Consider the following 23,641-nt stretch of genomic DNA (forward strand, 5'->3'; position numbering starts at 1 on the left):
CCCTCGTCCTCAGTGCCGGAAATGGCGCTGACCGGTAAGCACCATCGCCAGTCCGGCCGCGTCGGCGGCGGCGATCACCTCGTCGTCGCGCATCGAGCCGCCGGGGTGGATGACCGCCGTGGCCCCGGCCCCGGCCGCCGTCAGCAATCCGTCGGCGAAGGGAAAGAACGCGTCCGACGCCACCACGCTGCCCCCGGTCAGTGGCGCGGGCAGGCCCAGCGTCCCGGCCATGTCCTGCGCCTTGCGCGCCGCGATCCGGCAGCTATCGACGCGGCTCATCTGGCCCGCGCCCACGCCCACCGTGGCCCCGTCTTTGACATAGACGATGGCGTTGGATTTCACGTGCTTCGCCACCTTCCACGCGAACAGCATATCCGACATCTCGGCGTCGCTTGGGGCACGCCTCGTCACGACGCGCAGGTCATCCGCGCTCAGGTGTCCGGTATCCTTGTCTTGCACCAGATAGCCGCCCGAGACCTGCCGGATCATCCGCCCCGCCTCTGCCGGATCGGCGAGCCCGCCGGTCAGCAAAAGCCGAAGGTTCTTCTTCTTGGCAAAAATACTCATGGCGTCGTCATCGGCTCCGGGCGCGATCACCACCTCGGTGAAAATCCCCGCGATCTCTTCCGCCGTCGCGCCGTCGAGCGGCTGGTTCAGCGCAATGATGCCTCCGAAGGCGCTGGTGCGATCGCAGTCGAACGCCGCCTTGTAGGCGTCGAGCAGCGTGGCACCCCGCGCCGCGCCGCAGGGGTTGGCGTGTTTGATTATGGCGCAGGCGGGGCCGTCTTCGGGGGCGAATTCGCTCACCAGTTCGAAGGCGGCGTCGGTGTCGTTGATGTTGTTGTAGCTCAGTTCCTTGCCCTGCACCTGCCGCGCCGCGGCGACACCGGGCCGGTTTGAGCCATCGGTGTAAAAGGCCGCCGCCTGATGCGGGTTCTCGCCATAGCGCAGGGTCTGGGCGAGCGTCCCGGCAAAGGCGCGGCGGCGCGGGGCAGGCTCCTCGATGGCATCCGCCATCCAGGTGCTGACCGCCGCGTCATAGGCTGCCGTGCGCGCATAGGCTACCTGCGCCAGCCGTTGACGGAACGCATGGCGCGTCTGCCCGTCCTGCGAGTCCAGTTCCGCCAGCAGCGGCGCGTAATCCTCGACATCGACCACAACGTTGACAAAGGCATGGTTCTTGGCCGCCGCCCGGATCATCGCCGGGCCACCGATGTCTATATTCTCGACGCAGGCGTCATAGTCGCCACCGCGCGCCACGGTCTCCTCGAACGGGTAGAGGTTGACCACCAGAAGGTCGATGGGCGCGATTCCGTGCGCCGTCATCGCCTCCACGTGACCGGCATTGTCGCGCAGCGCCAGCAGACCGCCATGCACCATCGGGTGCAGCGTCTTGACGCGCCCGTCCATCATCTCCGGAAAGCCGGTGATCTCGGCCACGTCGCGCACGGCTAGCCCCGCATCGCGCAGGGCGCGCGCGGTGCCGCCCGTGGAGACGAGTTCCACGCCGCGCGTCGCCAGCGCGCGGCCAAGATCGACCAGACCGGTCTTGTCGGAAACGGAGAGAAGGGCGCGGGTCACGGGCGCGAGATCGGTCATCGGCTGTCGGTCCTGTCAAATTGATGCCGGGCAGGGGCCCGGCGGATCATTCATCGGTCGCCGGGTCGAGCGCCTCCTCCGTGACATCGCGGATGCCGACGGGGGTCTCCTGCGCCTTGGCCAGTGACCAGCGGATACGGGTCGCATAGTCCGTCGCGCGGCCCGAGAGAACGATCTGTCGGGCCGCCCGTGGCTTCAGGCGCGTTTTTTCAAGATAGACGCTCGGGTTCAAGGCCAAAGCGGCCACCCCGTCACTGCGAAACACCCAGATTTCGCCGCTGCGCAGCACCAGCGACACCGCCGCGCCGCCCATGTCGAGCGATGCCTCGACATCCGGGTGCAGGTGAAAGCGGATGTCATAGGGCACGCCGTGCAGTCGCGTGGCATCGAGCGCGCGGTCGAATCGCGCCTTGTGATCCTCTTCCAGCGCCAGCAGCATGTCCTCGCCCACCACCGCCCGGCCATCACCCGCCAGGTCGAGCCGACGCACATGCATGAGCCCGTGGCTTCGCAGGTATCCGTCATGACCGCCCTCGAAGCGCAGCCCGTCGGCTGCGCGTGATACCTGCACGGGAACGTCGCGCGGCGCTTCTTCCAGCCGTCCGGGATGGCGGCGGTCGTGGCCCAGCCGGGCGCTCGATCCGCCCGCCAGCACCAGCGTTGAATGCGACGGTGTCGCGCGTCCCGCCCGCCGCCATTCGGAGCCAAAGCTCGCGCCCGAACCGCAATTCACGATGAGCGGCCGCCGCCCGGATGTGAGCTCGAACGCGAGCGTCGAGGCATGGGCCTCCTCGGCGGCAGCCCCGGCGGGTGGGGGTGCGGCGTCGATGATAACGCTGGAGCGCGCCCGGGCAAGGCGTGCATAGCCCATCGCGCGCCCGCCCCGCGCCTGTCCCTTGACCCCGCTCGCCGCCAGCGCCGCGTCGAGCCGTCCGTCGAGGCCGCGCCCGCCGCCGTGAAACCGCGCCAGCCCGCCGTCGGCGTGGCGTAGCGCCCGCAGGCAGGGCGCGATCCGCTCGACCGCGCGCCAATGCGCGTCCGCCGCCGTGCGCCCGTTCTCGCTCAGGACCAGCGCCGCCCAGGTCAGCAGTGTGAAAACCTCCAGCAGCGCCTCGGGGTTGCGGCCCGGAATGCCGCCCTCTTCGTCGACGCAGGCCTCGCATTCCCGCGCCAGCGCCGCGCACGCCTCGTCCGCCAGCGGGGCCATCCCTTCCAGCGACACTCCGGCATAGACAAGCCCGGTCAGCGCCTCCAGACGCTTGAGCCCCGGCGCTGCCGCCCGCCAGCGCCACGACAGGAACCGCGCCTGACGCGCCAGCGCGCGCAGGAACGCCTCCGAGTCCTCTGCCGATTGTCCGCGCATGAGAAACAGCGCGTGGCTGATCCAGCGGATGAGGCGCCGCCCGGCGAGGTCCGGCGTCCACCCCGGCCCCCGCCCGCGCCCGAAACGCGCGATCCATTCCATGAGCCAGGCCTGCGCCCTGGCCCGGGCCACCTGATCGCCCGCCGCCGCCAGATCGTCAAGCCAGCCAAAGCCGTGCATCTCGGCGGCGAAATCCGCGTCCGGCACGGCGATGTCCCAGATCATCGTGTCGGGGGCCTCCACGAGATGGCCTGCAAAGACGAAGTTTCCGGCGCAGAGCTGCCGCCCCCGCGCGAGATAGCCGATGCTGCGCGGCTCGGGCTGTGAGATGATGGCGGTCGCGGGCCGACCGCGCCCGGCCCGCCGCGCGGCCAGCCGGTTTCTCAGGCGCGCCCAGCGCGCGGACAGGGATTCGGAGTGCGACATGTGCCTCTGCACGCTTCTTGCGGCGCTCGGCATCGACTATAGAGGGGCCGCGCGCCCAAGTCACCGCCGGAATGCGGGGTGTCCACCGTCATCCTCTGGTTTGCCCCGGGGATCCTTGCGCGGCGGGACGTTCTGGGGCCAAACCAGAGGATGACGGGCATCCCTCACGGCGCACGCCGCAGGCACGCGATGTAGAAGCCGTCCATGCCGCCGCGCTCCGGCCAGTAATCCGGGCGCAGGCGCAGCCCGTCCTCCCCGGTGATCCAGCCCGGCTCGATCCCCGGCAGGTCGAGCGCCGCTCGATCGACGGTCAGCCCGGTGTGCCGCGCCAGCGCCGCGTCGACCTGGCATTCCCCCTCGTCGGGAAGGAGTGAGCATGTGCAGAAGACCAGCCGCCCGCCGGGCTTCACAAGCGACAGCGCGTGGTCGAGCATCGCCTCCTGCACGCCGATCAGTTCGCCGATCCCGGCGCCGTCGCGGGCGTGCGGCAGGTCGGGGTGCCGCCGTATCGTGCCGGTGGCCGAGCAGGGGGCGTCCAGCAACACTGAATCGTATTGCCCCTCATGCGCCAGTGCGTCGCCCACCACGCAGGTCGCATTCAGCCCGGTGCGCGCGAGGTTCTCGGCCACCCGCTCCATCCGCCGCTCCGAGATGTCGAGCGCGGTGACCGCCGCGCCGCCCGCCGCCAGTTGCAGCGTCTTTCCGCCAGGCGCGGCGCACATGTCGAGCACCGCTTCGCCGGGGTGCGGGGCGAGCACCCGAACCGCCAGCGCCGCGCCTGCGTCCTGCACCCACCATGCGCCCGCGTCATAGCCCGGCAACGCCGTGACCTGTCTCGCCTCGCGCAGCCGCACCGATCCCGTCGGCAGCACCTCGCCGCCCAGCCGTGCGGCCCAGCCGTCGGCATCGTCCTTCACGGTCAGGTCGAGCGGTGCGCCCGCGAGATGCGCGCGCTCCATCGCCGCCACCGCGCCCTTGCCCCAGGCGTCCACCAGCGGCCCGCGCAGCCAGTCGGGCAGGCGCGGCACGCGCAGGTCGTCCCAGACCAGGGGCGCCTCTTCGGCGAGCTTGCGCAGCACCGCGTTGACCATGCCCGACAGCCGCTTGTGCCGGGCGCTCGCCGCCACCGTGCCCACCGCCTCGCTCACCACGCCATGCGCATCGCCGCCCTGCGCCAGTTCGGTCACCGCCAGCCGCAGCACGTTGCGCACCGGCAGGGGCGGGACCTTGCGCGTGTGTCGCGCAATCAGCCGATCGGCACGCTCCAGCCCCCTGAGCGCCGCCAGCGCCAGCCGCTGCGCGCGCGCCCGGTCGGCGGGCGGCAGCGCGTCGAGCGTGCCCTTTGCCAGCGCCTCGGACATCAGCCGCCCCTCGCCCGTCACCTCGTCGAGCAGGCGCGCGGCGGCGGCGCGGGCAGAGCAGGGGGCGGGGGGCATGGTCAGATCCTTGGCCTTTGGCAGGTAGCGCGATATATCAACCCTGTCTCAGTTGGGAAAGGCCGAGCATGAGCACCGACGACACAGCCCGAAGCGACCTGCCCCCCGCCGCGCAGCGCGCGCTGGCCGAGGCCGAGGAACGCCGCCGCAAGGCCGCAGGTGATCCCGACCGGCCGCCCGAGCTTGGCGGGCGGCACGAAGGACTGGACCCCGTGCGATATGGCGACTGGGAGAAGAAGGGCCTTGCCATCGACTTCTGAGTGCGCGCCCCTCAGCGGCTGTACTTGATGAACGGTGTGAGCCGTCCGATCCGGTCGTAGAGTTGCCGCGCCTGCGTGTTGAAATCCTGGGTAAGCCAATAGACCGAGGGGCAGCCGTCGGCGTCGGCGCGCGCATAGACCGCCTCGATCAGCGCCCGGCCGATTCCGCGCCCGCGCGCTGCCGGCGCGGCATAGAGGTCCTGAAGGTAGCAGACCTTTTCCACCCGCCAGTTGTGCGGGTGATAGATGAAATGCACCAGCCCCACCGCGTGCCCGTCCTCCAGTGCGATCAGGCCGTTCTGGTCGGGATGGTCGGACGAGGTGAGCCGCGCAAAGGTCACGCCATAGACGGCATCGGGCAGGGCGGTCTCGTAAAAATCGAGATAGGCCCGCCAGAGCGGCACCCATGCCGGCTTATCGCCGGTTTCCAGAGGGCGGATCGTCAGGGTCATTGCGGGTCCTTGCGCGCCTGCTCCCATCCTGCACCGCCCGCCCGCGCCATACCAGCCGGAAATCGCCGCTTCGCGCGGCATTTTTTGCCCAACGGGTTGTCGCGCGGAGGATGAGCGTCCACGTCACGCACGGTGTCACCCGTGCACGGGTGGCGATCCCGATAACAGACAGGAGACGATGTTGACCCTCAAAACACAGATAGCCGGCATTCTTGGCGCAACCGCGCTCGCCCTCGCCACGCCGCTCGCGGCGCAACAGACACCGCCGCCGCAGATCGCCGCCGAAGACGTGACCGACGCGCAGGTCGTGGCCTTTGTCGATGCGATCCTGGCGGTGGATGCGGTGCGCACCGAATACGGCACGCAGATCGAGGGGGCCGATGACGAGGCGGCGAAGCAGGCCCTCGTCGAGGAAGCCAACGCCGCCGCTGCTGATGCGGTGGACGAGGTCGAGAATATCACCATCGACAGCTATGTGGCTATCGCTAACGCTGCGGGCGAGAGCGATGCTCTCAACCAGCGGATCGTTGCGCGCATCAGCGAGGTTCGCGAGCAATAACGGGGGATTAACCCCTTGGGGCGGCGGATCATTCCGCCGCCACCGCCTTCGGGTCTGCGAGCGTCACGATATCCATCATGATGGTGTTGAGTTCGAAATCCTTGGGTGTATAGACTCGCGCCACCCCCAACTCGCGCAGGCGCGCCGCGTCGTCCTCGGGGATGATGCCGCCGACGATCACCGGCACATGGCCCAGGCCCGCGCTGCGCATCCGCTCCATCAGCTCTTCCATCAACGGCATGTGGCTGCCCGACAGGATCGACAGGCCCACCACATGCGCCTCGTCCTCCAGCGCGGCGGCCACGATCTGCTCGGGTGTGAGCCGGATACCCTCGTAGCCGATATCCATGCCGCAATCGCGCGCGCGGCAGGCGATCTGCTCGGCCCCGTTAGAGTGACCGTCGAGCCCCGGCTTGCCCATCAAAAAGCGCAGCCGCCGCCCGAGCCGTCCCGACACGGCCTCAACCGCCTCGCGCAGGTCGTCGAGCCCCTCGGTGCGGTTTGACGGGCTGGGCGAGACGCCGGTAGGGCCGCGATACTCGCCATGTACGGCGCGCATCTCTTCGGCCCATTCGCCGGTGGTCACGCCGGCGCGGGCACAGGCGATCGAGGCGGGCATGATGTTGCGTCCCTCGCGCGCCGCTGCGCGCAGATCGGCCAGTGCGCTTTGGACGGCCTGCGCGTCGCGGTCTGCGCGCCAGGCCTCCAGCCGGGCGATCTGGTCGGCCTCGACGCCCGGATCGACCACCATGATGCCGCCATCCTCGGCTTGCAGCGGCGAGGGTTCGCCCTCCTGCCAGCGGTTGACGCCGACCACCACCGTCTCGCCGGCCTCGATACGGCCCAGCCGGTCGGCGTTGCTCTCCACCAGTCGCGATTTCATGTACTCGATGGCCGACACCGCGCCGCCCATGCCGTCGATATTCGCCAGCTCGTGCCGTGCACCTTCCTTGAGTGCCTCGACCCTGGCATCGACCGCCGGGTTGCCGTCGAAGAGGTCGTCGAATTCCAGCAGGTCCGTCTCGTAGGCGAGGATCTGCTGCATCCGCATCGACCATTGCTGGTCCCACGGACGGGGCAGGCCAAGCGCCTCGTTCCAGGCGGGCAGTTGCACGGCGCGCGCGCGCGCTTTTTTCGACAGCGTCACCGCCAGCATCTCGATCAGGATACGGTAGACGTTGTTCTCGGGCTGCTGCTCGGTCAGGCCAAGGGAATTGACCTGCACGCCGTAGCGGAAGCGGCGGTATTTCGGGTCCTCGACGCCGTAGCGCTCCTGCAAAATCTCGTCCCACAGATCGACGAAGGCGCGCATCTTGCACATCTCGGTGACAAAGCGGATGCCCGCATTGACGAAGAAGGAAATCCGCCCGGCCAGCACCGGGAAATCCTCCGCCGGGACACGGGGCCTCAGCTCGTCGAGCACGGCGGTGGCCGTGGCCAGCGCAAAGGCCAGCTCCTGCTCGGGCGTCGCGCCCGCCTCCTGAAGGTGATAGGAACACACGTTCATCGGGTTCCACTTCGGGATGTGCTTGTAGCAGTATTCGGCCACGTCGCCGATCATCCGCAGGCTCGGAGCGGGCGGGCAGATATAGGTGCCGCGGCTGAGGTATTCCTTGATCAGATCGTTCTGCACAGTGCCTTGCAGCGCGGTTGTATCCACGCCCTGCCGCTCGGCCACGGCGATGTAGAGCGCGAGCAGCCACGGGGCTGTGGCGTTGATCGTCATCGAGGTGTTCATCCGGTCGAGCGGGATCCGGTCGAATAGCGTCTCCATGTCGCCCAGATGGCAGACGGGCACGCCCACCTTGCCAACCTCGCCTCGGCTCAGGACGTGATCGCTGTCATAGCCGGTCTGGGTGGGCAGGTCGAACGCGACCGACAGGCCGGTCTGCCCCCGCGCGAGATTGGAGCGGTAAAGCGCGTTCGAGGCCTGTGCCGTCGAATGGCCGGCATAGGTGCGGATAAGCCAGGGCTTGTCCTTCCTCGGCGAATCCCCTTTCGGGTTTTGCTGCGTCTGCGACATGTGCGGGCCTCATGAATCGAATTGCGCAATTTTCTTACGTCCGGCGCAAGGTAACGGCAACAAAGTGGCGCTGTCAATTCGCTGCGTTGCGGCATGCGCGCCGCGTCCCCGTCACCCACGGAATTGATCCCGGGGTCTGGGGGGCAATAGATCCTCGGGTCCGGCCAGAGGATGACAGGAGAACGACCGGTGGGGCCATTTACCACACCCGCGTTCCCTGCTTATCTGGCCCAATGGCGCAAACGGTCGAAATGCCCCTCTGGGCGCTCATCCTGCTGGTGGCCTTTGCCGCCGTCACCTTCGCGTCGCATTTCCTGTTCCCGTCGGTCCGCTGGTTCTTTCGCCGACGAATGGAGCGCGCGGTGGCGCGGCTCAACGAGCGGCTGGAGCGGCCCATCGAGCCGTTCAAGCTCGCCCGCCGCCATGACATGATCCAGCGGTTGATCTACGATCCCGAGGTCAGTCGCGCGATTGCCGCCCATGCAAGCAAGCAAGGCGTCCCCGAGAATGTCGCCTTCGAGCGCGCCCGCGGCTATGCCCGCGAGATTGTCCCGAGCTTCAGCGCGAGCCTCTATTTCGGTTTCGCCATCCGCGTGGCGCGGATGCTCAGCCGGGCGCTCTACCGGGTGCGGTTGGGGCATTTCGACGACAGGCTCGGTGGAATCGACCGCGATGCCACCGTGGTCTTCGTGATGAACCACCGCTCCAACATGGACTACGTTCTGGTGACATGGCTCGCCGCCGAACGCTCGGCGCTCAGCTATGCCGTGGGCGAATGGGCGCGGGTCTGGCCGCTGTCGCGCATGATCCGGGCGATGGGGGCGTATTTCATCCGCCGCCGCGCGCGCGGGGCGCTCTATCGCCGCGTGCTGGCGCGCTATGTCGGGCTCGCCACCGATGGCGGGGTGACGCAGGCGGTGTTTCCCGAAGGCGGCTTGAGCCTGACCGGGGCCCTGCAGCCGCCGAAGATGGGCCTGCTCAAATATCTCGTGGAAGAGCGTGTGCCGGGCGGACGCGACGTGGTGTTCGTGCCGGTGGCGCTCAATTACGATCGCGTGCTGGAAGACCGCCTGCTGGTGGCCGCCGACGCTGCGGGCGGGCGGCGCTTTCCGGCGCGAATCTCGGTCATCGCGCGCTTCGTTCTGCGGCAGGTCTGGCTGCGGCTTCGGGGGCGCTATCACCGGCATGGCCGTGCGGCCGTCAGTTTTGGTGCGCCGCTGTCGCTCAAGGCATTTGAGCACGACCGTCCGGGTGCCGGGATCGAGGCGCTCGCCGAGGCGCTGATGGCACGTATCGGGGCGGAGGTGCCGCTGCTGCCGGTGCCGCTGGTGGCGCGGGCGCTTGTCTGCGCCGGGGGCGCGCTGAACCGCGCCACGCTTGACCGCGCGGTGACGGACATGATGGAGCAGGCGCCACAGGCGGTGCCTGACCCGGAACAAGACAGCGACGACGACGCGGCGGCTCTGGCGCGCTTCGGGGTCGAAGCGCTCGCGGGGCGTGGCATGGTATCGCTGGCAGGCGACCGCGTCGAAATCGTCCCCGAAGAGCGCGCGATGGTCAACTATTACGCGGCCTCCATCGCCCATCACTTTCGCGCTTGCAGCGAGGAAGGGCGTGATTTTTCTGCATCCGCAGGGTCATAAAATTACAAAAACAAGCATTGCCACTATTGCAATATTACCCATCGGAAAGTATCCCGTCCCCAGACCGCCGCGATTCTGCATCGCGGCATCCGCGAACAGGAGATCAGGTGATGGCCTTGGACACGCATACCGGTATCGCGCCCTACGAGGCGCCCGAAAAGGACCTCTACGAGATCGGCGAAATGCCCCCGCTGGGGCATGTCCCGAAGCAGATGTACGCCTGGGCGATTCGCCGCGAGCGTCACGGCGAGCCGGAGACCTCGTTTCAGCAGGAGGTGGTCGACACATGGGAGATCGACAGCCACGAGGTGCTGGTTCTGGTGATGGCGGCAGGCGTCAATTACAACGGGGTCTGGGCCGGTCTCGGCCAGCCGATCAGCCCCTTTGATGGCCACGGCGCCGAGTATCATATCGCGGGTTCCGACGCCTCGGGGATCGTGTGGAAGGTGGGCGACAAGGTCAAGCGCTGGAAGGTCGGAGACGAGGTTGTTATCCATTGTAATCAAGACGATGGCGACGACGAGGACTGCAACGGGGGCGATCCGATGTTCTCGCCCACGCAGCGCATCTGGGGCTATGAGACGCCCGACGGCTCTTTCGCGCAGTTTGCGCGGGTGCAGGCGCAGCAGCTCATGGCGCGCCCGGGCCACCTGACATGGGAGGAAAGTGCGTGCTACACGCTGACGCTGGCCACCGCCTACCGGATGCTGTTCGGCCACGCGCCGCATGACCTCAAGCCGGGGCAGAACGTGCTGGTCTGGGGCGCCTCGGGCGGTCTGGGATCTTACGCGATCCAGCTTGCAAACACCGCCGGGGCCAATGCGATCGGGGTCATCTCGGACGAGAGCAAGCGGCAGTTCGTGCTGGATCAGGGGGCCAAGGGCGTCATCAACCGAAAGGAGTTCGATTGCTGGGGTCAACTGCCCAAGGTCAACACCCCCGAATACAACGCCTGGCTCAAGGAAGCGCGGAAATTTGGCAAAGCTATCTGGGACATAACCGGTAAAGGGGTCAGCGTGGACATGGTGTTCGAACATCCCGGCGAGGCCACCTTTCCGGTGTCGAGCCTGGTGTGCAAGAAGGGCGGCATGGTGGTGATCTGCGCGGGCACCTCCGGCTTCAACTGCACCTTCGACGTGCGCTATATGTGGATGCACCAGAAACGCTTGCAGGGCAGCCATTTCGCCCATCTCAAGCAGGCGTCGGCGGCCAACAAGCTGATGGTCGAGCGGCGGCTGGACCCTTGCATGTCAGAGGTTTTTCCCTGGGCCGATATCCCGAGGGCGCATACCAAGATGCTCAACAACGAGCACAAGCCGGGCAACATGGCGGTGCTGGTTCAGGCGCCGCGCACCGGGCTTCGGACGGTCGAGGACGTGATCGAGGCCGGGCGCGGCTGAGCCGCCGCCCCGGACATGACAAGGCCCGCGGACTGTGTCCCCCGCGGGCCTTTTTTCGTGTCGGTACCGTGTCGGTATCGCGTCGGTATTCCGGCGGTGCGAATCCGGTGCGAATCCGGTGCGATTTCAGACCGTGAGGTTGGGGATGATCTGCTTCTTGCGGCTCATCACGCCGGGCAGGACCACCACGTCGCCCGAGACGGTGGCACCAAAGCTCTTCTCGGCGACGGTCTTGACCAGATCGTTCGGGACCAGAAGCGTCGCCTCTTCGTTGAGGATGTCCACCACGAAGAGGAGCACCTGATCGACGCCATCCTCGGCGGCGACGGTGGTCATGCTGTCCATCAGGCTGGCCTTGCGGTCGAGCACGGTGGTCGGCGCGGTCGTCTCCAGCACGCTGACGCGGAATGCCTTGCCGCCGACTTCGTATTCCTTGGAATCCATCCGCAGCAGTTCTGCATCGGAGAAGGCCGACACGTCGGACTTGGCGGCGAACATCTCGGCGGCGTAGTCGGGGATATTGATGCCGAGATCGGCGGCGAGGCGCTCGGCCACCGCCTTGTCATGGTCAGTCGTGGTGGGCGAGCGGAATTCGAGCGTATCTGACAGGATGCAGGTCAGCGCCGCGCCCTTCATCGCCTCGGGCATTTTCGCGGCGTCGTCGCCCATGAGATCGACCATGATCGTCGCGGTGCAGGCCAGCGGGCGCACCGTGATGTCGATGGGCCCTTTCGTTTCCAGCCCGCCGACGAGCTTGTGGTGGTCGATGATCGCGCGCAGGTCGGCGTCGTTGATCGCGTCGGGCAACTCGGCGGGGTTGTTGGTGTCCACCACGACACAGGGCTGACCGGCCTCTAGGCCGTCGATGATGCGCGGCTTGGGCAGGTTCCAGCGGTCGAGCATGAAGGCGGCCTCGGTGTTGGGCTCGCCGAGGAGCACGGGCTCGGCATCGCCGCCCTGCACCTCGTTGAGATACCACGCCCAGAGGAGGGGCGAGCCGGTGGAATCGGTATCGGGGGATTTGTGGCCGAAGACGAGTGTGGTCATGGGTCTGTCCTGAATGCTGCGGGTGTTTCGCGCGCCTTATAGGGGTGTCGGGGGGGATTGTCACCCGGGAATGCTGCGCTGCGGCGAAAGCGGCGCGGGGCTGCTGCTTGGGCGCCACCTGGCATGAGACGCCGAGTGGATGCAGGGTCTTGGGCAGAGGTCCAGCAGCATTGGGCGAAACGGTTAGGCGACGGCTGGGAGCCCCCTCGGACCTTCCCTATGGGCAATCCGCCCTGTTAATTCTAAGATGTAGCCGTCTTGGTCGATTAACTCTGGGCCGAATAAATGCAAGAGGATAGCAAGCCTACGAAGGCTGGCCGGCTGCGGCGGACGATTGATCCATTTGGCGATCTCTACGTTGCCATTTCTAGGGCCGTCATAGAGCACGAACGACTTATCGCTCCCGACATAGAACTGCGGCAAACCTACGCTTACACCTTCGCACATCCGATGCTTGCAACATCCCCCCCAATACATGAGCGCGCTCACCATCCCGCGCCTTTGCATGCGGTTAGCACGCCGGGGGTGATTGAAGAAGCAACTGTCGAAATGGTTCTTCGAAGACAGAGCGAGAGCAACGTTGACCGACTGATTCAGTCCCAAAATATTGTTTCGCTCATTCGGCTAGTTGCTGGCTCGCCCGTCCGAGCTCCGATTTGCTCGAACATCCCCTTTTCAAAAATGTCGGAAATTAAGGACGTTACCGTTATGCAACTAGAACCGCCGATGGACTGGCCGATCCATCCGGTGCCGCTCAACGATAACCTCCTCACAGCGATCGAGAAACTACTTGATCCTATGCAGGTGTTGCTACACTGCGACCAGTTCAACTCTGCCTTTAATCTTGCAAACAGTGTGTGGTGGCTTCCATCTTTTAACGCACAGATGATCGCCATATGGGCTGCCGCAGAAGCACTAATGCGCCCAGGCCGACAAGACATGACAAAACAACTAGCCCGATCTATACGAGCTTACTCTGGAACATCCAGTGGGCAAGGTGACAAACTTTATCAAAGGGTTATTCATCTTTGCAAAGCACGCGGCGAGGCGGCACATGCCGGTCATCAGCCAAAGCCAGAGGATGTGCAGGAGTCATTCTTTATTCTCCGCAGTATCCTACTAAGGGCGTTAAGTGAGGGTGCCGCTCCTGGCCCAATCGAGACCATAACGCCCCTCTGGAACTCAAGCTACTGATTTGATATACCTTTTTTCACTCAGCCCGCCACCGCCTGCACCGCCCCTGTCACCAGCACCACGCCGCCCGAGACGAGGCCATAGCCCACAAGCACCAACAGCCCGTCGCGGGCGAACATGCCGGTGGCGAAGAGTGCGATGGCCCCGGCGAGGATCGAGGTGAGGAAGGGCACGAACTCGATCAGCGGCATGAAGAACGAGACGGTGGCGCAGATCGCCAGCGCGGGGATGTTGCCGGGCTTGTCGGTGAGCCATGTCAGCCGTTCGTTTATCAGCGGGTCGATCCACGCGACCGGGCCGCGCAGCGCGCGCAGGACGCGGGCGAAACGATCCGCGTCGAGCGCGCGGTCGAGCAGCACGCGCGGCAGCCAGATCCGATCGTGCCCCAGCAGCATCTGCAACGCCACCAGCCCCACGAGCGCCGACAGCAGGCTGGGAACGCCGGGGATGGCCGAGGCGGGCGAGACCAGCACGAGGCTTGGCACCAGCAGCATCGGCGTGAAGGCGCGCGGGCCGAGGATGGCCAGCACCTCGCGCACCGACACCGCGCCGTCGCCGGTCTCGGCCTCGATCCGGTCGAGCAGGCGCATGAGGTTGTCATGCGAAGGCGCGGATTCGGTGCACATGGGGGCGGCTTTGTCGTCGGGGTGGAGCATGTCTTGCAGATAGCCGCTTGCGGCTGCGATATCCAGCGGCCGCCCGCCATGCGTTTTTGTCGAAGGAGGGAGTTGACAGATGTCACGGCGCTGCCTACTTCTGCGCCGTTAGCACTCGGATGGAGTGAGTGCTAATGACCCCCACCGGGGGTCATTCAATAGGGAAACCTTGAGCCAAGGAGCCTCGAAGATGGCATTCAAACCGCTGCATGACCGCGTGCTCGTCCGCCGCGTGGAGAGCGAAGAAAAAACCGCCGGGGGCCTGATCATCCCCGAGACCGCAAAAGAAAAACCGCAACAGGGCGAGATCGTCGCCGTGGGCGACGGCGCGCGCAAGGACAATGGCGAACTGATCGAGATGGCCGTGAAGGCCGGTGACACGGTGCTGTTCGGCAAGTGGTCGGGCACCGAGGTCACGATCGACGGTGAAGAGCTGCTGATCATGAAGGAAAGCGACATTCTGGGCATCATCGACGCCGACAAGGCCGCGAAAGCCGCCTGAAGGCCGCGCTTCGTCTGACCCGGAAACAACAAGATATCAGGAGTATCCGAACATGGCTGCTAAAGACGTACGATTCGATACCGACGCCCGCAACCGCATGGTCAAGGGCGTCAACACCCTGGCCGACGCGGTCAAGGTGACGCTTGGCCCCAAGGGCCGCAACGTGGTGCTGGAAAAGAGCTTTGGCTCGCCGCGCATCACCAAGGACGGTGTCTCTGTCGCCAAGGAAATCGAGCTGGAAGACAAGTTCGAGAACATGGGCGCGCAGATGGTGAAAGAAGTCGCCAGCCGCACCAATGACGAGGCCGGCGACGGCACCACCACCGCGACCGTGCTGGCCCAGGCCATCGTGAAAGAGGGCGTCAAGGCCGTCTCCGCGGGCATGAACCCGATGGATCTCAAGCGCGGCATCGACCTTGCGACCACCAAGGTCGTCGCACACATCAAGGCCGCCGCCCGCAAGGTCGAGAACTCGGAAGAAGTGGCACAGGTCGGCACCGTGTCGGCCAACGGCGAAGCCGAGATCGGCCAGATGATCGCCGACGCGATGCAGAAGGTCGGCAACGAGGGTGTCATCACCGTCGAGGAAGCCAAGGGCCTCGAGACCGAGACCGAGGTGGTCGAGGGGATGCAGTTCGACCGTGGCTACCTGTCGCCCTACTTCGTGACCAACTCCGACAAGATGATCGCGGAGCTCGATGACTGCCTCATCCTGCTGCACGAGAAGAAGCTGTCGAGCCTCCAGCCGATGGTGCCGCTCCTTGAGCAGGTGATCCAGAGCCAGAAGCCGCTCCTGATCATCGCCGAGGATGTCGAGGGCGAAGCGCTCGCGACCCTCGTCGTGAACAAGCTGCGCGGCGGCCTCAAGATCGCTGCCGTCAAGGCACCGGGCTTTGGCGACCGCCGCAAGGCCATGCTCCAGGATATCGCGATCCTGACCGGCGGCCAGGTCATCTCCGAAGACCTCGGCATGAAGCTCGAGAGCGTGACCATGGACATGCTCGGCTCGGCCAAGACCGTGAACATCACCAAGGACGAGACCACCATCGTCGACGGTCACGGCAGCAAGGACGAGATCGAGGCGCGCGTTGCCCAGATCCGCACCCAGATCGAGGACACCACCTCGGATTATGACCGCGAGAAGCTCCAGGAGCGCGTGGCCAAGCTCGCCGGTGGCGTTGCCGTGATCCGCGTCGGCGGCATGACCGAGACCGAGGTGAAGGAACGCAAGGACCGCGTCGATGACGCGCTCAACGCGACCCGTGCCGCGGTGCAGGAAGGCATCGTCGTCGGCGGCGGCGTGAGCCTCGTGCAGGGGGCCAAGTCGCTCGACGGTCTGACCGGGGCCAACACCGATCAGAACGCGGGCATCGCCATCGTGCGCAAGGCGCTCGAGTGGCCGCTGCGCCAGATCGCAGAGAATGCGGGCGTGGACGGCTCGGTCGTCGCGGGCAAGATCCGCGAGAGCGATGACCTCAAGTTCGGCTACAACGCGCAGACCGACGAATATGGCGACATGTTCAAGTTCGGCGTGATCGACCCGGCCAAGGTGGTCCGCACCGCGCTCGAGGATGCCTCCTCGATCGCCGGCCTGCTGATCACCACCGAGGCGATGGTGGCCGACAAGCCGCAGAAAGAAGGCGCCGGCGGTGGCGGCGGCGGCATGCCCGACATGGGCGGCATGGGCGGCATGATGTAAGTCAGCCCCCGGCCTTTGAAGCCAAGGGAAAGGGTCGCGCGGTGCGCGGCCCTTTTTCGTTCGGGAACTCAGTTGCCACTTGGATATTTATGGCAAGATGAAGTGGCGGGCTCAGCCCTCTTCGGCCAGCAGCGCGCGCAGCCCGCTGCGGTAGTCGGGATGGAGGAGGTGCACGCCCAGCTCGTCCTTGATGCGCCGGTTCGAGACGCGTTTCGATTCGGCGTAGAAGGAGCGGGCCATCGGGCTCATATCGGCGTCGTCGAAGGGCACTTCGGGCGGCACCGGCAGGCCGAGCAATTCGGCGGCGTGGGCGATCACGTCCTCGGGCGGGGCCGGGTCGTCATCGCACAGGTTGTAGACCGCGCCGGGGCGGGGGCGGTCGATGGAGGCGGCGAGCACCTGCGCGATATCGTCGACATGGGTGCGGCTGAACACCTGCCCCGGCTTGACGATGCGCCGCGCCGTGCCCTGCCGCACCTTTTCGAACGGGCCGCGGCCGGGGCCGTAGATCCCCGCGAGCCGGAAGATGTGCAGCGGCAGGCCGGGGATGGCCTGCCAGTCCGCCTCGGCGGCGACGCGGCGCCTGCCCCGTTCGGTGGAGGGGGTGAGCGGCGTGTCCTCGTCCACCCATCCGCCCTGATGGTCACCGTAGACCCCGGTGGTGGAGAGGTAGCCCGCCCAGTCGAGCCGGGGTGCCGCGGCGGCGATGGCGTCGCGGTGGCGCGCCAGCACCGGGTCGCCCGCCTCGGTGGGCCCGGCGGAGCTGAGCAGGTGGGTGGCCTCGGCGAGCGCGTCCGCGATGTCATCGCCGTCCCACAGCAGCGGCGTGACCCCTTCGGCGCGCAAGGTTTCGGCGCGCTCGGGGCTGCGCGTGGTGCCGTAGATGCGCCAGCCGCGCGGCGCGAGGTGCCGTGCCAGCGCGCGGGCCGAATAGCCGTGACCGAAGGAGAAAAGCACCTTGCCCATGGCCCCTGTCATCGCGCGGCGGGGCGGGATTGGCAAGGGGGCGTGCCGGTCCTACCGTGCGCCGCGGATCAGATCGGCGAGGGCAATGGCCGCGCCCGGTGTGCCGCTGAACGCAACCGATTCGATGGCAACCAGCGTGACCGTGCCGCCGCGCGCGGTCAGGATCACGCGCGCGCCCTCACGCGCGGCGGCGTAATCGGCGCGCCGCCCCGGCAGCACCGCGGTATCCGCGCCCGCGCCGCCATGCAGCCGGTCATCGCCGCCATGCCCGGTGAGCACGTCGTCGCCCGGCCCGCCGATCAGGATGTCGGCCTTGGCCGTCCCCGCGAGCGCCGCGGCCCCGTCGCCCGCGCGCCGCAGCACCCCGTGCAGGAAGGTGCCGGGCGGGCGCGGGTCGTCCCAGTGCGGCGGCATCGCGTTGGCGCGCATCAGTGCCTGCCAGCGGGGCGTGTCGTCGCCAAGATGGCGCAGCGCGCCCCAGCTCCCCCACCGCGAGGCCGGGGCCACGTCGACGAAGGCGTTGAACAGCGTTCCGCCCGCCGCGCGCCATCCGGCGAGCAGCTCCTCGTAGAGCGTGCCCATCCGCGCCGAGTGGTTGAAGGAGGTGAAGAACCCGGTGAGCGCGGCGTTGTCCGCGACCGCGCCCCGGCCCGCCACATGGCTGCCGCCCTCGTACATCACGAGGTCCAGCCCGTGCCGCGCCGCCACCTCCGCGTGGTAGGGGAGGGTTTCGGTCAGAAGCGTGTCCAGCGAGCCCTGCCGGATCGCCTGCGCCGCGAGGTCGAAGGCGAGGTCGTGGCCCCGCGCCGCGACCGCCGCCGCCGGGTCGGTGCCGATCTCGACGGCGCGGGCGCGGGCCACGGCGCGGCTGGCGGTGATCCAGCGTGTCACCGTGGCGGCCATGTCCTCGGTCCCGAGTTCCTGGCCGAAATAGCCGGAGACGGCGTAGGCGTCGAAGCGGGTGGCGGGGGCCGCGCCGATCTGCCCGCCCGCCTGGGCGAGCGGGGCGGTGAGCATCGGTGTCTCCATCCCCGGCCAGTCGGTGGGCACGCCCGCCACCACCGACAGCCGCCCCGGTGTATCGTCAAACACCGCGCGCCAGATACCGGCCATCTGCGCCGCGCGCATGCCCGCGAATTGCAGCCAGCCGTCGTCGCCCGCGTCCGCACCCCAGAGCGCGGTGGCGGCCTGTTGCGCACGGATCGCCTGCGGGAAGGCGACGTTCCACATCTCGTTGGAATACTCCACATGCACCTTGAGCCCGGGGTCGAGATGGTCGTGCATGTGGCGCGCGAAGGCGCGCATATAGGCGTCGTCGGCGGCGTCGGGCATGTTGACCCACGGGTCGGCCCCGATCCGGTTGGCGAGCGCCGTCATCACCTCGACCGGCACGCCGCGCCAGCCGTAGGTGGCGTCCTGCGGCGTGGGGCGGTCCGCCCATGTCACCTGCTCCGAGCCGTTGGTGAGCTGCCAGTCGGTAAAGCGCAGCAGGCGAAGGTCTGCGATGCGGTCGATCCAGAGCGGGTTGAACACCGCCCCCGCCGCGTGCAGCGCAAGGTGATCCTCGTGCACGATGGTGATGTCGCGCAGCGGGTTGCCGGCATCGGTGCTGCGCAGGCGCAGCAGGACGGACCCCTCGCCGGGGGTGTAATCGAAGCGGATCTCGCGGGTGTCGTAATTGTAGCGGACGTTGTCGGCGCGCCCGGTGACGCGCAGCACGCCCTCGCCGGTGTAGCGCAGCAGGTAGCGCCCGCCGAGATATGTGGCCGCCTCGGGCTGATCGGTCAGCACCAGGCTCTCGAGCGCCCGCGCCCCGTCGGGCAGGGCGGTGGGCCAGCCGGTCGCGTCGAGATAGCCGCCCGCGCGCAGGCCGGCGGTGGGGACGGCACCGCGCGCGCCGCGGCCGGTCCACGGACGGGCGGTCTTCATCACGTCGATGAACGGCTGCTGGGTGCTGGTGTCCGCGATGCCGCTCAGTCCGATCGCGAGGCCGGGCGCGGCAAGGCCGGTGCCGGGCGGGGCGGTCTCGGGCCGGGCGGGGCCGGGCGCGAGGGCCAGCCCGAGGCACAGCGCCAGACCCGTCAGGCCGGAGCGGAAGGCGGCACGCATGGTGAATCGTTCTCCTTGCCCCCGTGGGTCGTGATCCGGGGGCAGTATAGGCGGCGGCCCGCGGTGTGGCCATCGCCGGATGCGGTGCGGGCCGTGCCGAAATGTCACAATTCGCCTGTCAAGTCCTTGGTTTTTCTGGACCTGAACCCGCCGACTGGAGTAGATTCATTGAAAATGGGGCGAAAAATGCCCCGCATTCGAGGCAGCAAAGCAGATATCCGATGTTTCCCGAGCGGTTTTCGAACCTACCGGCCTATGCGTTCCCGCGCCTGCGGGCGCTTCTCGACGCGCATGCGCCGGGCGGCGAGGTCGTGCACATGACCATTGGCGAGCCTAAACACGCCTTTCCCGACTGGATCACCGACGAGATCGCGGCCAACGCCGCGGGCTTCGGGCAATACCCGGTGAACGAGGGGATGCCCGCGCTGCTGGAGGCTGCCGCCGGGTGGCTGGAGCGGCGTTATGGCGTGGCGCTCGATCCCGAAACGCGGCTGATGGCGCTGAACGGTACGCGCGAGGGGCTTTACAACGCGATGATGGCGCTCTGCCCCGAGGCAAAGCGGGGCAAGCGGCCCGCGGTGCTGGTGCCGAACCCGTTCTATCAGGTCTACATGGTCGCCGCCCTCAGCGTCGGGGCGGAGCCGGTGTTTCTCAACGCCACCGGGGCCACGGGCCATCTGCCGGATTTCGCGTCGGTGGCGCCGGAGGTGCTCGACCGGGTGACGGTGGCCTATCTGTGCTCGCCGTCGAACCCGCAGGGGGCGGTGGCCTCGCGCGCGTATTGGGCCGAGGTGATCTGGCTGGCCGAAAAGCACGATTTCCGCATCTTCGCCGATGAATGCTATTCCGAGATCTACCGCGACGGCCCGCCTGTGGGCGTGCTGGAGGTGGCGCATGAGATGGGGGCCGATCCCGAGCGGATCGTCGCCTTTCACAGCCTGTCGAAGCGGTCGAACGTGCCGGGGCTGCGCTCGGGCTTTGTGGCCGCCGGACCCGAGAGCATCCGCCACATGCGGCAGTTGCGCAATTACGCGGGGTCGCCCCTGCCGATGCCGTTGCAGCACGCCGCCGCCCGGCTCTGGGCGGACGAGGCGCATGTGGTGGAGAACCGCCGCCTCTACGCGCGCAAATACGCCCGCGCCGACGGGATCATGGCGGGGGTGCCCGGCTACTGCCCGCCGGAGGCCGGGTTCTTCCTGTGGCTGCCGGTCGCGGATGGCGAGGAGGCGGCGCTGCGGCTGTGGCGCGAGACGGGGGTGCGGGTGCTGCCCGGGGCCTATCTGGCGCAGGATGCGGACGGGGTGAATCCGGGCAAGGAATTCGTGCGGGTGGCGATGGTGGCCCCCGAGGAAGAGATGGCGCACGGGCTGAGCCGCCTATGCGGCTGTCTCTACGGATGAGCGGAGACGAGGAACGCAGATGGCATATCAGACACGCGGGCGCGAGCCGCTGATCGACAGCACCCTGGCGCGGGCGCTGGGCAGGCGCGGCAAGGAACTGATCGGCCTGATCCTGCTGGGCGTGGCGGTGGTGGCGGGGGCGACGCTGTGGTCCTACGCGCCCACCGACCCGAGCTGGATGGCGGCGACCGACGCGCCGGTGAAGAACCTGCTGGGCGTGACCGGGGCGTCGGTGGCGGCCCCGCTCTACATGATCATCGGCTTCGGTGGCTGGGGGCTGGCGGTGCTGCCGCTGGTCTGGGGCGCGCGGCTGGTGGCGCACGCGGGCGGCGAGCGCGCGCCCGGGCGGCTCATCTTTGCGCCGGTCTGGGTGGCGGTGCTGTCGCTCTACTGCGCCACGCTGGCCCCGCCCGATACATGGGCGGCGCATCACAGCTTTGGCCTTGGCGGTCTCTTTGGCGACACGGTGCTGGGCACGCTGCTGGGGCTCATGCCGGTCGAGCCGGGGCTGGGGCTGCGCCTCTCGACGCTGGTGCTGGGTGCGCTGGTGCTGGTCAGCGGGGCGTTTGTGCTGGGTCTTGACGGGGCGGAACTGCGGCGCCTCCTGCGGTTCCTGATCGTCGGGCTGGTGATGAGCTATGCGGTGCTGCGGGCGGTGCTGGCGCGCGGCATCAACGGCCTTGCCGGGGCAGGGCGGGCGATGCGCGGGCGCGGGGCCGCGGATGAGGCGCCGCATCAGGACGCGGCGGACACGGGGCCGCAGGACGCGGCGGCCCGCGTGCGCCGCGCCGAGCCGGTGCTGGCCGCGCCGGCGGGCACCGGCGAGGCGGCGGAGAAGCCCGGCGGGCTGCTGGCGCGGATGCCGGGCCTGTTGCGCAAGCCCGAGGCGATGCCCGAGCCGGAACTGGTCGAGACCGACGCTGACGCTGACGCCGCCGACGCCCCGCCGGAGGATCGCATCCGCGCGCGCATTTCGGACGTAATCCGCGCCCGCGTGCGGCAGGCCCCTGCGATGCGGCCCGACCCGGCCGCGCCGCTGACCGGGGGACGGGGCCGCGGGCCGGATCCGCTGATCCTGAACGACGGCCCGCGCGCGTCGCTGCCGCCCGAGCCGCCGCTGACCGGGCCGGGCGCGCCCGGCCTGTCGGTGCCGCCCGCGCCCGGTGACGATGACATGCGTGTCGAGCCGGAGCCGGAGATGGACATGGGCGCGGCAGAGCCCGCGCCGGGCGCGACGGGGCGACCGCGCATCCCGGTCCCCGAGCCGCGCAAGGTGGTGCAGCACCCGCCGCGAAAACCCGCACAGCCCTCGGCCCGCGCGATGGAAGAGGCGCAGCCCGCGCTGCCCTTTGCCGCCGAGGAGGCAGCTTATGACCTGCCGCCGCTGTCGCTGCTGACCGACCCGGCGACCGTGCAGCGCCACCACCTGAGCGACGAGGCGCTGGAGCAGAACGCGCGGATGCTGGAGAATGTGCTCGACGATTACGGCGTCCGGGGCGAGATCGTCAGCGTCCGCCCCGGCCCGGTGGTGACGATGTACGAGCTGGAGCCTGCACCGGGGCTCAAGGCGTCCCGCGTGATCGGGCTCGCCGACGATATCGCGCGGTCGATGGCGGCGCTGTCGGCGCGGGTCTCGACCGTGCCGGGGCGCTCGGTGATCGGGATCGAATTGCCCAATGACAACCGCGAGATGGTCAATTTCCGCGAGATCCTGTCGAGCCGCGCCTATGGCGACGGCCATCAGAAGCTGCCGCTGGCGCTGGGCAAGGATATCGGCGGCGATCCGATGGTCGCCAACCTCTCCAAGATGCCGCATCTGCTGATCGCAGGGACCACCGGCTCGGGCAAGTCGGTGGCGATCAACACCATGATCCTGAGCCTGCTCTACAAGCTTGCCCCCGATGAGTGCCGTCTCATCATGATCGACCCCAAGATGCTGGAACTGTCGGTCTATGACGGCATCCCGCACCTCCTGAGCCCCGTGGTGACCGACCCCAAGAAGGCGGTGGTGGCGCTCAAGTGGGTGGTGGCCGAGATGGAGGACCGCTATCGCAAGATGTCCAAGATGGGCGTGCGCAACATCGACGGCTACAACGCCCGCGTGGACGAGGCGCTGCGCAAGGGCGAGATGTTCAGCCGCACGGTGCAGACGGGCTTTGACGACGAGACCGGTGAGCCGGTGTTCGAGACCGAGGAATTCGCGCCCGAGAAGATGCCCTTCATCGTTGTCATCGTCGACGAGATGGCCGATCTGATGATGGTCGCGGGCAAGGAAATCGAGGCCTGCATCCAACGTCTGGCGCAGATGGCGCGGGCGTCGGGCATCCATCTCATCATGGCCACGCAGCGCCCCTCGGTCGATGTCATCACCGGCACGATCAAGGCCAATTTCCCGACGCGGATCAGCTTTCAGGTGACCTCCAAGATCGACAGCCGCACCATCCTGGGCGAGCAGGGGGCCGAGCAGCTATTGGGGATGGGCGACATGCTCTACATGGCCGGGGGCGGGCGGATCACCCGCTGTCACGCGCCGTTTGTCAGCGACGAGGAGGTGGAGGAGGTGGTCAGTCACCTCAAGGCCTATGGCCCGCCCGAATACGTGGGCAGCGTGCTGCAGGGCCCCGATGACGAGACCGCCGATTCCATTGATGCCAAGCTGGGGCTGTCGACCGGCGGCAATACCGAGGGCGAGGACGCGCTTTATGATCAGGCGGTGGCGATTGTGGCGCGGGACCGAAAATGCTCGACCTCCTATATTCAGCGCAAGCTGGCGATCGGCTACAACAAGGCCGCGCGGCTGGTGGAGCAGATGGAGGACGAGGGCGTGGTGAGCTCGGCGAACCATGTCGGCAAGCGCGAGGTGCTGGTGCCCGAGCCGCAATAGGTCCCTGTGAAATCCGGCAACCC

General features: G+C 67.8%; 18 protein-coding genes. 9 read left to right on the forward strand and 9 right to left on the reverse strand.

Going from position 1 to position 23,641, the window contains the following annotated elements:
• Positions 1–9 precede the first annotated feature (9 nt).
• The 3 genes from purH to ACFFU4_RS01025 all read right to left on the reverse strand — a co-directional run bounded on the left by purH (position 10) and on the right by ACFFU4_RS01025 (position 4,824).
• Positions 10–1,599, reverse strand: a complete 1,590-nt coding sequence (gene purH / locus ACFFU4_RS01015) for a bifunctional phosphoribosylaminoimidazolecarboxamide formyltransferase/IMP cyclohydrolase (RefSeq protein WP_377066142.1) — start codon at positions 1,597–1,599, stop codon at positions 10–12.
• Between the two features lie 46 nt (positions 1,600–1,645).
• On the reverse strand, positions 1,646–3,388 hold the full coding sequence (locus tag ACFFU4_RS01020) for a heparinase II/III family protein (protein WP_377066144.1): 1,743 nt from the start codon (positions 3,386–3,388) through the stop codon (positions 1,646–1,648).
• Positions 3,389–3,552: 164 nt separating this feature from the next.
• On the reverse strand, positions 3,553–4,824 hold the full coding sequence (locus ACFFU4_RS01025) for an RsmB/NOP family class I SAM-dependent RNA methyltransferase (protein WP_377066146.1): 1,272 nt from the start codon (positions 4,822–4,824) through the stop codon (positions 3,553–3,555).
• 68 nt (positions 4,825–4,892) lie between these two features.
• On the opposite strand from ACFFU4_RS01025, the gene ACFFU4_RS01030 reads away from it, so the two are divergent.
• Positions 4,893–5,084 (forward strand): DUF1674 domain-containing protein, encoded by a 192-nt coding sequence (locus ACFFU4_RS01030; protein WP_377066148.1) that lies wholly within the window; start codon positions 4,893–4,895, stop codon positions 5,082–5,084.
• Positions 5,085–5,095: 11 nt separating this feature from the next.
• Here the strand turns inward: ACFFU4_RS01030 and ACFFU4_RS01035 are convergent, their stop codons facing one another.
• Positions 5,096–5,536 (reverse strand): GNAT family N-acetyltransferase, encoded by a 441-nt coding sequence (locus ACFFU4_RS01035; RefSeq protein WP_377066150.1) that lies wholly within the window; start codon positions 5,534–5,536, stop codon positions 5,096–5,098.
• Between the two features lie 181 nt (positions 5,537–5,717).
• Between ACFFU4_RS01035 and ACFFU4_RS01040 the strand changes: the two genes are divergently transcribed.
• Positions 5,718–6,095: a DUF4168 domain-containing protein gene (locus ACFFU4_RS01040; RefSeq protein WP_377066152.1), complete on the forward strand. Its 378-nt coding sequence runs from the start codon at positions 5,718–5,720 to the stop codon at positions 6,093–6,095.
• Between the two features lie 28 nt (positions 6,096–6,123).
• Here the strand turns inward: ACFFU4_RS01040 and ACFFU4_RS01045 are convergent, their stop codons facing one another.
• Entirely contained in the window at positions 6,124–8,118 is a 1,995-nt protein-coding gene (locus ACFFU4_RS01045) for a methylmalonyl-CoA mutase family protein (RefSeq protein ID WP_377066154.1), read from the reverse strand.
• A 233-nt stretch (positions 8,119–8,351) separates the two neighbouring features.
• On the opposite strand from ACFFU4_RS01045, the gene ACFFU4_RS01050 reads away from it, so the two are divergent.
• Together ACFFU4_RS01050 and ccrA are read left to right on the forward strand one after the other, a co-directional pair.
• The gene (locus ACFFU4_RS01050) at positions 8,352–9,761 is read left to right on the forward strand and encodes a 1-acyl-sn-glycerol-3-phosphate acyltransferase (RefSeq protein WP_377066156.1); all 1,410 of its coding nucleotides are present in this window, start codon (positions 8,352–8,354) and stop codon (positions 9,759–9,761) included.
• A 110-nt stretch (positions 9,762–9,871) separates the two neighbouring features.
• On the forward strand, positions 9,872–11,161 hold the full coding sequence (gene ccrA, locus ACFFU4_RS01055; protein ID WP_377066158.1) for a crotonyl-CoA carboxylase/reductase: 1,290 nt from the start codon (positions 9,872–9,874) through the stop codon (positions 11,159–11,161).
• A gap of 126 nt (positions 11,162–11,287) precedes the next feature.
• Here ccrA and ACFFU4_RS01060 read toward each other — a convergent pair whose 3' ends face one another.
• The gene (locus ACFFU4_RS01060) at positions 11,288–12,208 is read right to left on the reverse strand and encodes a manganese-dependent inorganic pyrophosphatase (protein ID WP_377066160.1); all 921 of its coding nucleotides are present in this window, start codon (positions 12,206–12,208) and stop codon (positions 11,288–11,290) included.
• A gap of 285 nt (positions 12,209–12,493) precedes the next feature.
• Between ACFFU4_RS01060 and ACFFU4_RS01065 the strand changes: the two genes are divergently transcribed.
• Complete coding sequence (locus ACFFU4_RS01065; protein ID WP_377066162.1) at positions 12,494–13,402, forward strand: hypothetical protein; 909 nt, start codon at positions 12,494–12,496, stop codon at positions 13,400–13,402.
• A 20-nt stretch (positions 13,403–13,422) separates the two neighbouring features.
• Here the strand turns inward: ACFFU4_RS01065 and ACFFU4_RS01070 are convergent, their stop codons facing one another.
• Positions 13,423–13,992, reverse strand: coding sequence for an exopolysaccharide biosynthesis protein (locus ACFFU4_RS01070; RefSeq protein ID WP_377066164.1), 570 nt, complete (start codon positions 13,990–13,992; stop codon positions 13,423–13,425).
• Between the two features lie 256 nt (positions 13,993–14,248).
• Here ACFFU4_RS01070 and groES point away from each other — a divergent pair, with 256 nt between their 5' ends.
• Entirely contained in the window at positions 14,249–14,560 is a 312-nt protein-coding gene (gene groES, locus ACFFU4_RS01075) for a co-chaperone GroES (RefSeq protein WP_377066166.1), read from the forward strand.
• 52 nt (positions 14,561–14,612) lie between these two features.
• Positions 14,613–16,259 carry a chaperonin GroEL gene (gene groL / locus ACFFU4_RS01080; protein ID WP_377066168.1) on the forward strand — a complete coding sequence of 549 codons (1,647 nt, stop codon included), beginning with the start codon at positions 14,613–14,615 and terminating at the stop codon, positions 16,257–16,259.
• Between the two features lie 111 nt (positions 16,260–16,370).
• Here groL and ACFFU4_RS01085 read toward each other — a convergent pair whose 3' ends face one another.
• On the reverse strand, positions 16,371–17,225 hold the full coding sequence (locus tag ACFFU4_RS01085; protein WP_377066170.1) for an SDR family oxidoreductase: 855 nt from the start codon (positions 17,223–17,225) through the stop codon (positions 16,371–16,373).
• 51 nt (positions 17,226–17,276) lie between these two features.
• The gene (locus ACFFU4_RS01090) at positions 17,277–19,334 is read right to left on the reverse strand and encodes a calcium-binding protein (protein WP_377066172.1); all 2,058 of its coding nucleotides are present in this window, start codon (positions 19,332–19,334) and stop codon (positions 17,277–17,279) included.
• A 221-nt stretch (positions 19,335–19,555) separates the two neighbouring features.
• Here ACFFU4_RS01090 and ACFFU4_RS01095 point away from each other — a divergent pair, with 221 nt between their 5' ends.
• Together ACFFU4_RS01095 and ACFFU4_RS01100 are read left to right on the forward strand one after the other, a co-directional pair.
• Positions 19,556–20,734 carry an aminotransferase class I/II-fold pyridoxal phosphate-dependent enzyme gene (locus tag ACFFU4_RS01095; RefSeq protein WP_377066174.1) on the forward strand — a complete coding sequence of 393 codons (1,179 nt, stop codon included), beginning with the start codon at positions 19,556–19,558 and terminating at the stop codon, positions 20,732–20,734.
• A gap of 19 nt (positions 20,735–20,753) precedes the next feature.
• Positions 20,754–23,618 carry a DNA translocase FtsK gene (locus ACFFU4_RS01100; protein ID WP_377066176.1) on the forward strand — a complete coding sequence of 955 codons (2,865 nt, stop codon included), beginning with the start codon at positions 20,754–20,756 and terminating at the stop codon, positions 23,616–23,618.
• Positions 23,619–23,641 lie beyond the last annotated feature (23 nt).

Source organism: Roseovarius ramblicola (genome assembly GCF_042430665.1).
Taxonomy (GTDB): domain Bacteria; phylum Pseudomonadota; class Alphaproteobacteria; order Rhodobacterales; family Rhodobacteraceae; genus Roseovarius; species Roseovarius ramblicola.